Consider the following 13,389-nt stretch of genomic DNA (forward strand, 5'->3'; position numbering starts at 1 on the left):
CGGTATGGCCGGTGCCGAGGGCACCGACCGCTCCCCGTCACCTGCCCTTCAGCCCATCACCAGCGCGATCTTCCCCCGCCCGTGCCCCGTCTCGATCGCGCGGTGCGCGTCCGCGGCGCGTTCCAGGGGGAAGGTGCGGGAGACCTCGACGCGCAGCCGGCCCTCCGTCCAGAGGCCGGTCAGCGCGCTCAGCCGCGCGGCCGACCGCTGGGTGCGGAGCACGCGGACGCCCAGGGCGGGGGCGCGGTCGAAGCCGACGATCGTGCCGATCCGGTCCCGGTCCGCGACCAGTTCGACCGAGGCGTCCAGCGCCGCGCCGCCCGCCGCGTCGAGCGCGACGGTGATCCCCCGCGGCGCCAGCGCGCGGACCCGCTCCACCAGGCCGTCGCCGTACGCCACCGGGAGGGCGCCCAGGGAGCGCAGGTAGTCGTGGTTGCGGGGGCTCGCGGTGCCGATCACGGTGGCGCCGTACGCCCGGGCGAGCTGCACGGCGACCGTACCGACACCGCCGGCCGCCGCGTGGACCAGCAGGGTGTCGCCGGCGCCCACCCCGAGCAGTTCCAGGGCCGTGTGCGCGGTCTGCGCGGACGCGGAGAAGGCGCCGGCCACCTCCCACGGCATGCCCGCGGGCTTGGCGACGATCTGGTCGACGGGCACCACGACGTACTCGGCGTGGCACGCCATCGGGGCCCAGCCCAGTACCTCGGCGCCGACCGGGAAGCCGCCGGCCGGGAAGCCGTCGGCCGTGGAGCCGCCCGCCGTGGAGCCGCCGGCCGTGGAGCCGTCGGCCGGGGAGCCGCCCGCCCGGAAGCCGTCCGCCGCGAAGCCGTCCGCGTCCTCGCCGGTCCGGTCGACCACCCCGGCGAAGTCGTTGCCGATCGTCAGCGGGAACGCCGGTGTGGTGCCGGTGTGGAACAGGCCGCGCCGGACCGCGCCGTCGACGGGCTGCACCCCGGCCGCCCGTACGCGTACCCGCACCTGTCCAGGGCCGGGCTCGGGGGTCGGGAGTTCGAGCGGTTCCACGACCTCGGGGCCGCCGAACGCGTTGATCGCCGCTGCCTTCATGCGCTTCTTCCTCGTCTCGCGCGGGTTCCGGAGGGTGCCTCCCCCTCCGCTGCGCGATCATCGTCCGACCTCGACCGCGGTTGAGGTCAAGCCCGGGACGCCGCCGCGTTCCCCAACGTGCCCACGGAGCCGCGCAGGTGCCGGATCAGCGCGACCGCGGTGGCCGCCGTCGCCCCGGAAGGGGCCGCGTGACCGCGCGGGGGTAGGTCACCGACTCCTTCGCCGGGCGGCGGGGGGGGCGTTGATGAGCCAACTCCACGGCCCCGCCCGCACCACACAGGCCATTTTCAGCACCATTCACCACACGGTCCTCTTACCGCTTGTCCGTGTACGTGGTAGTACGGGAGGGCCGCACCAGACGGGGGTGAGTCATCGGGCGCCCCGCGCGCCCGTACCAGCGACCGACCACGAACGGAGCCCTGCCCGCGATGAACGACTCGACAGCCGCCCGCCTCGACGCGTCCGCCGACCGCCGCGAACCCGTCGCCGCCACCCCCACGGAGCACCTCGACCCCGTCGCCGACACCGCCCGGATGACGGCCGCCCTCCGCGCCCGCGAGTCCGAGCGGCCGGACCGGCTCTTCGACGACCCGTTCGCCGCCGCCCTCGCCGGTGACACGGGACGGAGACTGGCCGACCAGGCCGGCATGGTGGAGGCCATACCCGTCCGCACCCGCCACTTCGACGACCTCCTCCTGACGGTCACGGGCGCCGCCCCCGCCACCCCCGCCGCGACCGCCGCACCCCGCCAACTCGTCCTGCTCGCCGCGGGCATGGACAGCCGCGCCTACCGCCTCCCGCTCCCCACGACCGTCCTCTACGAGGTCGACCGGCCGGACCTGCTGCGGCTGAAGGAGTCGCTGCTCGGCGACGCCGTGCCGCGCTGCGCCCGCCGGGTGCCGGTCGGCGCCGACCTCGCCGCCGACTGGGCCGAGCGCCTCACGGCGGCCGGGTTCCGCCCCGACGAGCCCACCTGCTGGCTGGTCGAGGGGCTCACCCAGTACCTGGAGGAACGCGACGTCCTCCGCCTCCTCGACCGGATCACCGAACTCTCCGCCCCCGGCAGCCACCTCCTCGCCGACTTCGTCGCCGGGTCCCTGTTCCACGAGCCGGCCGTCCGCCCCATGCTGAGCCTCCTCGAACGCTCGGGAGCCGGGTGGCGGTACGGCACCGACGAGCCCGAGCCGCTGTTCACCGAGCGGGGCTGGCGGCCGGAGACGGTGACCTACGCGGCGGTCGGCGCGGCTCTCGGCCGGTGGCCGGAGGCGGGGCCGCGCGGCGGCGAACTCGTCCACGCCGTGCGCTGAACAGCGCACCGCGGCACAGGGGCCGCCCGTTCCCCTTCTCCCGTTCCTCCGACGCCTCCGACGCCTCCGACGCCTCCGACGCCTCCGACGCCCCCGACGAGGAGACATGACCGCACCCGATCCCGCCCGACCGCCGTGCGCCGACGTCATGATCGCCGGCGCCGGCATCGGCGGCCTCACCGCCGCGCTCAGCCTGCACGCCGTCGGCATCCGGCCGCTCGTCCTGGAGTCCTCGCGCCGCATCTCCCCGCTCGGCGTGGGCATCAACCTGCAACCCGCCGCCGTCCGGGAGCTGCACGAACTCGGCCTGGCCGACGAGCTGGCCGCCATCGGCGGCCAGGTCGTCGCCCACGTCTTCACCGACCGGTACGGCACCGTCCGCTACAGCGATCCGCGCGGCACGGCCGCCGGCTACCGCTGGCCGCAGTACGCCGTCCACCGCGGCGACTTACAGATGATGCTGCTGAGAACGGTGAGAGAGCGGATCGGCCCGGAGGCCGTCCGGACCGGTGTCCGCGTCGAGGACTTCACCCAGACCCCCGACGCCGTCCACGTCCACGCCTTCGACCGGACCACCGACCGGTACGAGCACCGCACCGCCCGGGTCCTCGTCGCCGCCGACGGCATCCACTCCCGGCTCCGCGCCCGTCTCCACCCCGCCCAGGGGCCCCTCCGGTGGAACGGCGTCACCATGTGGCGGGGCGTCACCGAGACCGACGCCTTCCCGCGGGACAACGCGCTGTTCCTCGCGTCCGACGAGCGGAACGCCCAGTTCGTCGCGTACCGGATCTCGCCCGCGACCCCGGCCCGCGGCCGCAGGCTGCTCAACTGGATCTGCGCGGTGCCCACGGGCACCCCCGGCCCGCTCGCCGGCGACGCGCACCGGAACCGTCCCGGCCGCCTCGCGGACGTCCTCCCGCACTACGCGGACTGGCGGTTCGACTGGACGGACCTGCCCGCGCTCCTCGCCGGCGCCGAGCGGATCCTCGCGTACCCCATGGTCGACCGCGACCCCCTCCCGGCCTGGGGCGAAGGCCGCGTCACCCTCCTCGGCGACGCCGCCCACCCCGCGTACCCCTCGGGCGCCAACGGCGGCTCCCAGGCGGTGCTCGACGCCCGCGTCCTGGCCCACCGCCTCGCCACCGAACCCGACCCCGTCCGGGCCCTGGCGGCGTACGAGGACGAGCGGAAGGCGCCCACCGCGGCGGTCGTCCTCGCCAACCGCGAGCTGGACCGCGTCGCCAGGGCCCGCTCGGCGGCCGGCGGCCCGGACGCGCGACGCGATCTGGAACGCGCCGCGGCGGCCCACCGGCGGGCGGCCGGCGAGGCCGCGGCCCTCAACTCCCGCCCCTCCTACACCCCACGAGCCGTGAGCTGACCCGCGCACACGTCTTCAATTCCACCGGCCCGGGCCCCAGGATGCTCTGTGAGCGGCAAGGACGGATCATCCGCGAGGAACGGGAGACGACGTGCGCTACGTACAACTGGGGGGCTCGGACCTGAAGGTGTCCCGGATCTGCCTGGGCATGATGAGCTACGGCGGTGGCCCCACCGCGCAGAAGTGGTTCCTGGACGAGGAGGCCGCCGAACCCGTCGTACGGCACGCGGTCGAGGCGGGTGTCACCTTCTTCGACACGGCCGACATGTACTCCTCCGGCCTCAGCGAGGAGATCACGGGACGCCTGCTCTCCCGCCTCTTCCCGCGCCGTGAGGACTACGTCCTCGCCACCAAGGTGTACTTCCCCATGGGCCCCGGGCCGGACGACCGCGGCCTGTCCCGCAAACACATCACCAAGGCCATCGACGCCTCCCTCCGCCGGCTCGGCACCGACTACGTCGACCTCTACCAGATCCACCGCTGGGACTACGACACGCCCATCGAGGAGACGCTGGAGGTCCTGCACGAACTCGTCGCCGCCGGCAAGGTCCGCGCCCTGGGCGCGTCCAGCATGTGGGCCTGGCAGTTCGCCAAGGCGCAGCACCTGGCCAGGGCCAACGGCTGGACCCCGTTCGTCTCCATGCAGAACTACTACAACCTCCTCTACCGCGAGGAGGAACGCGAGATGATCCCCCTCTGCCGCGACGAGAACGTGAGCTGCATCCCGTGGAGCCCCCTGGCCCGCGGCATGCTCACCGGCACCCGGGACCGCGACGGCGCCCACCGCACCCTCCGCTCGGGCAACGACCAACTCGCCCGCCGCCTCTACGAGGAAGCGGACTTCGACGTCGTGGACGCCCTCCGCACGGTGGCCACGGCCCGCGACCTGCCCCCGGCCCGCATAGCCCTGGCCTGGCTCCTCGCCAAACCCCCCGTCGCGGCCCCGATCGTCGGCGCCACTCGCGCCTCCCACGTGACCGACGCGGCCGCCGCCGTCGACCTGGTCCTGACGGACGACGAGATCGCCACCCTGGAGGCTCCCTACCGCCCGCACCGGGTACTGGGGTTGCGACGGTGACGGGGGCCGCCCTGCCGGAGACCTCCGCGCGCTCGGGTCCGATGTGCCGCCGGCTCGCCCCGCCGTTCGGGGCCTTCCCGGCGGCCGTCGGGAAGGATCAGCTCCCCAGGCTCGCGAGAACCGCCTTGGCGGCGTTCTCACCCGAGGTCGCCGCGTCGGCGAGCGAAGGCATGTCGAGCTGGTAGTCGCCGGCCAGGTGGATCGGACCGAGGGGCTCGCGCAGCGTCGGCAGCGAGGCGCGCCTCCCGGGGGCCCAGAACGGCACCACACGGCGGTGCCGCCGCACGATCCCCTCCCCGAGCTTCCCTCGGAGCTGGGGGTAGACCGACATCAGGTCCGCGACGAACCGATCGACGATCTCTTCGTCGGACAGCTCGAACAAGTCGTCCGCCACGGCGCCGCCGGCGAAACAGGCCGGCGCACCTCCGGGCTTCCGTGCCCCACCCTTCCGGATGGCGGCGGCGTGGTTGAACACCGCTTGGAACGAGAGCCGCGGCGTGGAGACGCCGAACAGATCGTCCCAGGGCTGAGGCCCTTCCTCCGCGGTGAAGAAGCCGACGATGACGTACCGGCCGTAGCGGATGTCATCGAACGCGTTGCGGTACCTCTGCGGGAGTTCCGGAAGGATCCGCGACGCGACGCGCCTGTCGAGTCTGGCGCGGACCCGCTTCGCGATGCGGCTCTCCGACGTGAGGAACGGAACGGCGGCGAGGATGCGGGCGCCGACCATCGCCATGCCGACCCGGTCCGTGAGGCTCATCCGCGTGCGGAACATGAGCGCGAACAGGTCGGACGTGTCGACCAACCGCCCGTTGAGAGCGAGTGCGACACTCTTGCCGGCCAACGAGCCCATCTCGATGCCGTGGTGGTGGAGGGCGTCGATCAACGGCCCGGTTCCCTCGGTGAACTGCGTCCCGACGTTGATCCAGTAGTCGCCCTTCCGGACCGTCTCGACGCGTCCGCCCGCCCGGTCCGCGGCCTCGAGCACGATGACGTCGCTCTCGTCGGCGAGCGTCGTCGCCGCCGTCAGCCCGGCCATCCCCGCGCCGATGACGACGGCGTCGCAGGTTTCCTCATGTACGGGCCGTGCCGCGCTCGCCGCCTTCAATTCGGGCTCCGCGCTCGTCATCCTTTTCGCTCCTCACTCCGGCGCTCTTCGGCGCTCCGAACGGCTGTGACACCGGGCTCGACCGGCGCCGGCGACGCGCCTCGCCTTCCTGCGCACCCGACGGCAGGCCAAGGACGATCACAGCGGCCGGTCAGGGCTCTCGCCTGATGCGGTGGGCTCGGCGGAACCGCAGGCGAGGGCGAGCAGTTTCCGCCAGTCGGCCGGCGACGCCGATGGCGGTACGCCGGGCCGGTCGCGCGGCAGCAGCACCCGCAGTGCGCCGGGTCGTACCGAGCAGACGACCGGCGTGCGAAGCCACAGCGCCTCCCCGTCCACCGCGACCGGGATCCGCGCCTCCTCCGCCGGGGTCTGCGGTCCCCCGGCGGTCACCTCGACCCGCCGCGCGGTCGTCACGGTGAGCCCCGGCGCCTGCGAGCCCCGTACGGCCAGCTCCGCCGCCCGCGCCGCGTTCTCCACCCTGATCCCGATCACGCCCAGCTCGCCGCTGTCGAGCACGGTCCGGCGCCCGCCGCCGCTCAACTCGTCGGGGGAGGCGTACGGGTTGTTGCTGACCAACAGCGCCTGCTGCCCCGCGAGCAGGGTGCCGTCCACGCGCGCGTCGAGCCGGCGCGCGCCCTCCCGGGCCAGGAGGTCCGGCATGAGCTTCAGGGCGGTACCCGCCTTGTCGTCGCGGTACTCGGGGCTCTGCACGATGTCCGCGTACACACCGAAGGACACCGTGTTGACGAAGGGACGGCCGGCGACGTCGCCGAGGTCGATCCGCATCTCCTCGCCGTCGGTCAGGGCGTCGAGGCAGCGGGCCGGGTCGGCGCGGTCGAGTCCGAGGTCCATGGCGAAGTGGTTGCGGGTGCCCGCGGAGATCACCAGGAACGGCAGCCCGTGTTCGGCGGCGACGGCCGCGACCAGCGCCTGAGTGCCGTCGCCGCCGGCGACGCCGAGCAGGTCGGCGCCGTCTCCCACGGCCTCGCGGGCCAGTTCGCCCACGTCGACCGGGTCCGACGGGTCCAGCAGGATCACCCGCGCGCCCAGTCGCTCCGCCCGCCTGACGAGGTCGAAGCGGCCGACCTTGCCGCCGCCCGACCTGGGGTTCATGATCAGCACCGCCCGCTCCGGGCGGCGTGCGCGGACGGGCCGCTGCGACCGGGGCGGCCGCGCCCGGTGCAGCGCCGCTCGGCCGCAGGCCGCCGCGGCCGCCCAGCACAGGGTGGAGATCACGGCGATCAGCCACAGACCGCTCCGCGCGAAGAACACCAGCACGCCGACCGGCGCCGCGACGGCCACCAAGGCCCCGAACAGCCGCACCGGACCGCGCCGGGACACGAACCACCAGAGGCCGGCGGCGCAGACCACCAACCCGAGGACACCGGCCCCGGACACGAGCAGCCCACCCTCGCCCAGCGCGAGCAGCAGCACCGCCACAGCGGCCGTCGCCGCGACCAGGGCGCACCACGCGAGCAGCCGAGCGGCCGGGCCGGCCCGCGACCGGGGCCTTCGTGTCGTGTGTATGGCGTTCTCCTGGGCGTCCTTCTGGGCGTTCTCCTGGGCGTTCTCCTGGAGGGGGCAGAGCCGTCCCCGTCCCACCAGCCTGGCGCAGCGCCCCTGGCCGAGTGCGTCCCGGACGCCTGAACGGGTGAGCGTGCGTTTTCAAACTCGAATCGTGTTCTAGTGCGGGGGTCGGTCAACCGCTGTCAAAGCCCGGGAGGCATTCCTGGCCACCCTGCTGCGGTACGCCGCTCGTGGATCGTGGCGGGTCGATGGGGTGACGCCCTCGTCGGGACGTCAGCCGTCCGCGCCGGCCGTCGGCCGGCGAGCCCCTTCCATGGCGTAGGTCTCCAGGTACGCGGTGACGAGACGGCGCGCCTCGTCGATCGTGGCGTCGTCCGCGGCCGGCGAGCGCCGGAACGCGATGTCGAAGAGCCGGGTGCCGGTCTCGAAGGCGAGGAGCAGCGCGAGCAGGGGCGTGTCGGCCGCTACGAAGCGCTGCTCGACGAGGTGGTGCCAGAGCCGTTCCGCCTGCGCCTCGTCGAAGGCGCGCACCATGTCGTCGAGCGTGGCGTGACGGCCCGCGAACCACAGCTCGGTGCAACTGCGATGACGACGGAGGTAGTCGAGGAGCAGATCGATCAGGATGTCGACGGCCTCGCGCAGCGTCCGCGCCCTTGGTTCGGCCAGCATGGCGCCGATGAGCCCGTCCAGCTCGCTCAGGTGTCGCCGCAGCAGTTCGGCGTCGACCTGGTACCGGTCGGCGAAGTAGTGGTACATCGAGGCGGCCGGGATGCCGACCCGCTCGCCGATGGCCTTCAGCGTGGCGGCCTCGTAGCCCCTCTCGGCGAGCAGGGCTTCGGCGGCGTCGAGGATGGCCTTCCTCCGCTCCATCCCGCGCCGCTGGGCCGCCGGGCGAGCCGGGACCCGGTTTGCCGCCTGGCGCGGGCCGTGGCGAGGTTGCGTTTCCACGGGTGGTGTGGATGCAGCCCGTTCTGCACCTACCTTCGGACCGCTCCGGTCGGCTGCGTCGGCGGCAGCTGGATTCACCTCGACGACGAAGTGCCCCGCGTGTGGCTTCAATTCAATCGGGACCGTACGTCGTTCGCCGGGATGGAGATCTGTGAGTTCGACCTTGAACGGCCCTCAGGGATGGGTCCACCGTGACCGGAAGGCGGCTCGCGGGACGGGCGCACGCGCAACGGCTGGTATTACTGAGGCATGCAGGAAGAGACGGCACGCTCCGCGATCGACACGTTCATCTCCGCGTTCAACGCCTCGGACGACAGCTATGTGACTGCCCTGCTCTCGCAGGCCCTGACCTCAGATGTGGTCCTCTGGGGGCCGTTGGGCCGCATCGAAGGGATCGCGGCGGTCGAGCGGTTCGTGCTGGACATCCGGCGCCACCCGGCGGGGGCCGGCACGATGGTGCGCTGCTCGGCGGTGGACATGCCGGACGAGTGGGCCCGGTACCGGTGGGTCTTCACCATGCCGGACGGAGGCCCCCGCCTGGCGGGAACGGACGTCGTCCATCTGCGTCGGAGCCTCATCGACCAGGTCATCGTCTTCGCGGGGGAGATCGAGCCGTCCGCCTCCTGAGTCGTTCTGCCAACTCGGCGATCCCGCGCGGTCACAGCACCGACCGTCCCTCGTGCGCCCCGTCCCCGTCGGCGCCCGTGAGGCGAACCGGGACGTCAACGCGCCCTGCGCCGACGGCGGTTCAGCCGCACGCCTGAGCGGCTCTGTCTGTGTGACCACGAGGACCACGAGTACCGCGAGGTCCACGTGGGTCACGGGGGTCACGATGATGGCGACCACCGATGCCCCAGGGCCACGGGCCGGCAGCCCCCTTGCGCCTTCGGACGGCTGGGGTACAACGGGGGGATGGCGAAGATCCGGGCCGCCGTGAACGCGGTCCCGGGCGGGCGGGGATGTGGCGGCGGGTGAACGGGGGAGGGGTGGGTGGTGGGGGCGCGTCGGCGCGTGGGGGTGGCGTATGGGTGGATGGCGCGCGGTGGTTGGTCGGGTTGCACGGGTCCGTTGGTGGGGGCGCTTACGGTGGGTCGGTGGTGCTCGTGACGGGTGACGGCCGGGGGAGTGAGTGTGCCGTGCGCGCCGAGGGGGGCAGGCGGTGCGCGGCTGCGGACCGTCGCCGCCCGGCGGGCCGTACGGGCGTCGCGCCGCCCGGTCGCACGCGCCGCACCACGCCGACCATGTCCGAGGCGATCCGTCCCGTCGTGGCGGGGGCGGTGGAGGAAGCGTATGGCTAGTGGCACGGCAGCAGGGGTGGACGGCGACGGGGGACGGGTGGACGCGCGGGCGCTCGACGAAGTCGTCCGGTTCACGTCCGAGCTGATCCGGATCGACACCACCAACCGCGGTGGCGGCGACTGCCGGGAGCGGCCCGCCGCCGAGTACGTGGCGGAGCGGCTCGCGGAGGTGGGGATCGAGCCGTTCCTGCTGGAGCGGAAGCCGGGGCGGACCAATGTGGTGGCCCGGGTTCCGGGCGCGGACCCGGTGGCGGGGGCGCTGCTCGTCCACGGGCACCTGGACGTGGTGCCGGCCGAGCCGGCGGACTGGGCCGAGCACCCGTTCTCGGGCGAGGTGCGGGACGGCGTCGTCTGGGGGCGCGGCGCGCTCGACATGAAGAACACGGACGCGATGGTGCTGGCCGTGGTCCGCGCCTGGGCGCGCGCGGGGGTGATGCCGCCGCGCGACATCGTGCTGGCGTTCACCGCGGACGAGGAGGACAAGGGGGAGGCCGGCGCCGGCTTCCTCGCGGACGAGCACGCCGCGCTGTTCGAGGGCTGCACCGAGGCGATCGGCGAGTCGGGCGCGTACACCGTCCACGGGGCCGGCGGGCTGCGGCTGTACCCGGTGGCGGCGGGGGAGCGCGGTTCGGCGTGGGTGGAGCTGAGGGCCCGGGGCACGGCCGGGCACGGGTCCAAGGTGAACCGGGAGAACGCGGTGGCCAGGCTGGCCGCCGCCGTCACCCGGATCGCCGAGTACGAGTGGCCGGTCCGGCTCACCCCCGTCGTACGGGCCGCGCTGCGGGAACTCGCCGCCGCCCACGGCATCGACGTCGACCGCGACGGGCCGCGGCCGGAGGAGGTGGAGGAACTGCTGGGCAAGCTGGGTCCCGCCGCCAAGCTGGTGGCCGCGACCGTCCGGAACAGCGCCAACCCCACCATGCTCAGCGCCGGTTACAAAATCAACGTGATCCCGGGGACGGCCACCGCGTTCGTCGACGGCCGGACCGTGCCGGGCGGGGACGAGGAGTTCGCCGCCACCCTGGACCGGCTCACCGGCCCGGACGTGGACTGGACGTTCTTCCACCGCGAGCGGGCCCTGCAAGCGCCGGTGGACGCCCCGGTGTTCGCCCGGATGCGGGCCGCGCTGGAGCACTTCGACCCGGACGCGTACGTGGTGCCGTTCTGCATGTCCGGCGGCACGGACGCCAAGCAGTTCTCCCGGCTGGGCGTCGCCGGTTACGGCTTCTCGCCGCTGCGGCTGCCCCCGGGCTTCGACTACCAGGGGCTGTTCCACGGCGTCGACGAGCGGGTGCCCGTGGACGCCCTGCACTTCGGCGTGCGGGTCCTGGACCGTTTTGTGATGCACGAGGCGAGCCCCCGCTCGTCCCACCACCCCCTGCCCGAGGAGGCGTAGCGATCATGGTGCCCAAGCCCACGGCGCCCTGCGGAACCTGGCCGTCCCCCGTGGACGCCGCCCTGGTGGCGGAGCACGGCGGCCGCCCCGATTTCGTGGGCTGGGTCGGCGACGACCTCTGGTGGGTCGCGGCCCGGCCGGCGGAGGGGGGCCGTCGGACGCTGATCCGGCGGCGTCCCGGCGGCGGGGAGGCCGTCGCGCTGCCCGCGCCGTGGGACGTCCGCACCCGGGTGCACGAGTACGGCGGGCGCGCCTGGGCCGGCACGGTCCGGGCGGCCTCCGGCGGCGGCCCGCTGCTGGTCTTCGCGCACGGCCCGGACCAGCGGCTGTACGCGTGGGAGCCGGACGGGCCCGACCCGTCGCCCCGGCCGCTCACCCCGACGTCCGCCGTCGGCGGCGGGCTGCGCTGGGCGGACCCGGTGCTCCTCACCGAACGGGGCGAAGTCTGGTGCGTACTGGAGGAGTTCACAGGCCCGGGGCCGGGCGACGTGCGGCGGCTGCTCGCCGCCGTTCCGCTCGACGGCCGCGCCGCCGGCGACCGGACGGCCGTCCGCGAGCTGACGGACGACCGGCACCGCTTCGTGACCGGCCCGCGCCTCTCGCCGGACGGCAGCCGGGTGGCCTGGCTGGCCTGGGACCACCCCCGCATGCCCTGGGACGGCACCGAGCTGCGGATCGCGCGTGTCGACGGGGGAGGGGGCGGTGGCGCGGGCGACGGGTGGATCGCGGACGGTGGCGGCGGTGGCGCGGGCGCGGGCGACGGGCGGATCGCGGATGTCCATGGCGGTGCGGATGCTCCCGACAGCGCGGACGCCCAGCCGGACGGCGCCCTCGCCCGCTTCACGGACGTGCGGACGGTCCTGGGCGGCCCGGAGGAGGCCGTCGCCCAGGTGGAGTGGGCGCCCGACGGCACCCTGCTGGCCGTCACCGACCGCACGGGCTGGTGGAACCTGCACCGGGTCGACCCGGAGACCGGCCGGGCCGTCAACCTCAGCCCCGCGAAACAGGAGTTCGCGGGGCCGCTGTGGCAGCTGGGGCAGCGCTGGTTCGTCCCGCTGCCCGGCGGACCGATCGCCGTGCTGCACGGCGCCGGCGCCCAGGTGCTCGGCGTCCTCGACTCCGAGACCGGGGCCGTGGCCGACGTCGCCGGGCCGTGGACGGAGTGGGCGCCCGCGCTGGACGCGCACGGCACCCGCGTGGTCGGCATCGCCGCCGGGCCCGCCGGCGGCTACGAGGTCGTCGAGCTGGACGGGCGGACGGGCCGGGCCCGGGTGGTCGGCGCCGCGCACCGGGACGTCGTCGACCCGGCGTACCTCCCGCGCCCGGAGGTCCGTACCTTCACCGGGCCCGACGGCCGCGAGGTGCACGCCCGGATCCACCGGCCGCGCCACCCCGAACGGGCCGTCCCGGACGGCGAACTGCCCCCGTTCGTCGTCCGCGCGCACGGCGGCCCGACCGGCCGGACGCCCCTCGCGCTCGACCTGGGCGTCGCCTACTTCACCTCGCGCGGCATCGGTGTCGCCGTCGTCGACTACGGCGGCTCGACGGGGTACGGCCGCGCCTACCGGGAACGGCTTCGGGAGCGCTGGGGCGTCGTCGACGTCGAGGACTGCGCGACGGTCGCCGGGGCCCTGATCGCCGAGGGGGTCGCCGACCCGGCCCGGCTCGCGGTCCAGGGCGGCAGCGCGGGCGGCTGGACGGCCGCCCACTCCCTCGCCGCCACGGACCTGTACGCGTGCGGCACGATGCTCTTCCCGTTCCTTGACCTCATGGCGGAGGCCGACGACGGCACCCACGACTTCGAGTCCCACTACACGGAGAGCCTGATCGGCCCGCGCGACCGGGTGCCCGAGCGCTACCGCGAACGGTCGCCGCTCCGCCGGGCGGACCGCATCAAGGTGCCCTTCCTGCTCCTCCACGGCCTGGACGACCCGGTCTGCCCGCCCGGCCAGAGCGAGGCCCTGGCCCGGGCGGCGCGCGGTCGCGGGGTACCGCACGCCTTCCTCGCCTTCGAGGGGGAGGGGCACGGCTTCCGCCGGAAGGAGACGCTGGTACGGGCGCTGGAGGCGGAACTCTCCCTGTACGCCCAGACGTTCGGCTTCGACGCGCCGGGGGTGCCGGAGCTGGAACTCGACCGGTGACGGCGGCCGGGGCTCGCCCCCGGCCGTTCTCCCGCCTTCGGGGCATCGGAACAACGGAATCAAAGGGGAGGGACGGGCGAGCGGTAGCGGTGATTCCCCCAGGCCGGCAGCTCATGTAAGGTAAGGCTTACCTTATTCGCACT

10 protein-coding genes are annotated in these 13,389 nt (G+C 74.4%); 6 read left to right on the forward strand and 4 right to left on the reverse strand.

Going from position 1 to position 13,389, the window contains the following annotated elements:
* Nucleotides 1-48 precede the first annotated feature (48 nt).
* Complete coding sequence (locus J7W19_RS26545; RefSeq protein ID WP_004945445.1) at nucleotides 49-1,065, reverse strand: NADP-dependent oxidoreductase; 1,017 nt, start codon at nucleotides 1,063-1,065, stop codon at nucleotides 49-51.
* A 428-nt stretch (nucleotides 1,066-1,493) separates the two neighbouring features.
* On the opposite strand from J7W19_RS26545, the gene J7W19_RS26550 reads away from it, so the two are divergent.
* From J7W19_RS26550 to J7W19_RS26560, 3 genes are all read left to right on the forward strand, one after another.
* Entirely contained in the window at nucleotides 1,494-2,372 is an 879-nt protein-coding gene (locus J7W19_RS26550) for an SAM-dependent methyltransferase (RefSeq protein ID WP_004945442.1), read from the forward strand.
* A gap of 106 nt (nucleotides 2,373-2,478) precedes the next feature.
* The gene (locus J7W19_RS26555; RefSeq protein WP_210455385.1) at nucleotides 2,479-3,750 is read left to right on the forward strand and encodes an FAD-dependent monooxygenase; all 1,272 of its coding nucleotides are present in this window, start codon (nucleotides 2,479-2,481) and stop codon (nucleotides 3,748-3,750) included.
* A gap of 91 nt (nucleotides 3,751-3,841) precedes the next feature.
* Nucleotides 3,842-4,828: an aldo/keto reductase gene (locus J7W19_RS26560; RefSeq protein WP_004955883.1), complete on the forward strand. Its 987-nt coding sequence runs from the start codon at nucleotides 3,842-3,844 to the stop codon at nucleotides 4,826-4,828.
* Nucleotides 4,829-4,925: 97 nt separating this feature from the next.
* Here the strand turns inward: J7W19_RS26560 and J7W19_RS26565 are convergent, their stop codons facing one another.
* The 3 genes from J7W19_RS26565 to J7W19_RS26575 form a co-directional block, all read right to left on the reverse strand.
* Nucleotides 4,926-5,957, reverse strand: coding sequence for an FAD-dependent oxidoreductase (locus J7W19_RS26565; protein WP_004955881.1), 1,032 nt, complete (start codon nucleotides 5,955-5,957; stop codon nucleotides 4,926-4,928).
* 117 nt (nucleotides 5,958-6,074) lie between these two features.
* A complete protein-coding gene (locus J7W19_RS26570; RefSeq protein ID WP_004955879.1) occupies nucleotides 6,075-7,538 on the reverse strand; it encodes a diacylglycerol/lipid kinase family protein in 1,464 nt (487 codons plus the stop codon).
* A gap of 198 nt (nucleotides 7,539-7,736) precedes the next feature.
* Nucleotides 7,737-8,333, reverse strand: a complete 597-nt coding sequence (locus J7W19_RS26575; RefSeq protein WP_004955878.1) for a TetR/AcrR family transcriptional regulator — start codon at nucleotides 8,331-8,333, stop codon at nucleotides 7,737-7,739.
* Nucleotides 8,334-8,660: 327 nt separating this feature from the next.
* Here J7W19_RS26575 and J7W19_RS26580 point away from each other — a divergent pair, with 327 nt between their 5' ends.
* The 3 genes from J7W19_RS26580 (at nucleotide 8,661) to J7W19_RS26590 (ending at nucleotide 13,246) form a co-directional block, all read left to right on the forward strand.
* Nucleotides 8,661-9,038, forward strand: coding sequence for a nuclear transport factor 2 family protein (locus J7W19_RS26580; protein WP_004955876.1), 378 nt, complete (start codon nucleotides 8,661-8,663; stop codon nucleotides 9,036-9,038).
* 663 nt (nucleotides 9,039-9,701) lie between these two features.
* Nucleotides 9,702-11,105 (forward strand): M20/M25/M40 family metallo-hydrolase, encoded by a 1,404-nt coding sequence (locus J7W19_RS26585; protein ID WP_051072758.1) that lies wholly within the window; start codon nucleotides 9,702-9,704, stop codon nucleotides 11,103-11,105.
* 5 nt (nucleotides 11,106-11,110) lie between these two features.
* Nucleotides 11,111-13,246, forward strand: coding sequence for a prolyl oligopeptidase family serine peptidase (locus tag J7W19_RS26590; RefSeq protein WP_004954193.1), 2,136 nt, complete (start codon nucleotides 11,111-11,113; stop codon nucleotides 13,244-13,246).
* The last annotated feature ends 143 nt before the right edge of the window (nucleotides 13,247-13,389 follow it).

It is taken from the genome of Streptomyces mobaraensis NBRC 13819 = DSM 40847 (assembly GCF_017916255.1).
In the GTDB taxonomy this organism is placed as follows: domain Bacteria; phylum Actinomycetota; class Actinomycetes; order Streptomycetales; family Streptomycetaceae; genus Streptomyces; species Streptomyces mobaraensis.

Coding starts and splice junctions, on each gene's coding strand:
- J7W19_RS26565 (WP_004955881.1), bottom strand. CDS start 5,957: ATGACGAGCGCGGAGCCCGAATTGAAGGCGGCGAGCGCGGCACGGCCC.
- J7W19_RS26590 (WP_004954193.1), top strand. CDS start 11,111: ATGGTGCCCAAGCCCACGGCGCCCTGCGGAACCTGGCCGTCCCCCGTG.
- J7W19_RS26575 (WP_004955878.1), bottom strand. CDS start 8,333: ATGGAGCGGAGGAAGGCCATCCTCGACGCCGCCGAAGCCCTGCTCGCC.
- J7W19_RS26580 (WP_004955876.1), top strand. CDS start 8,661: ATGCAGGAAGAGACGGCACGCTCCGCGATCGACACGTTCATCTCCGCG.
- J7W19_RS26585 (WP_051072758.1), top strand. CDS start 9,702: ATGGCTAGTGGCACGGCAGCAGGGGTGGACGGCGACGGGGGACGGGTG.
- J7W19_RS26555 (WP_210455385.1), top strand. CDS start 2,479: ATGACCGCACCCGATCCCGCCCGACCGCCGTGCGCCGACGTCATGATC.
- J7W19_RS26550 (WP_004945442.1), top strand. CDS start 1,494: ATGAACGACTCGACAGCCGCCCGCCTCGACGCGTCCGCCGACCGCCGC.
- J7W19_RS26545 (WP_004945445.1), bottom strand. CDS start 1,065: ATGAAGGCAGCGGCGATCAACGCGTTCGGCGGCCCCGAGGTCGTGGAA.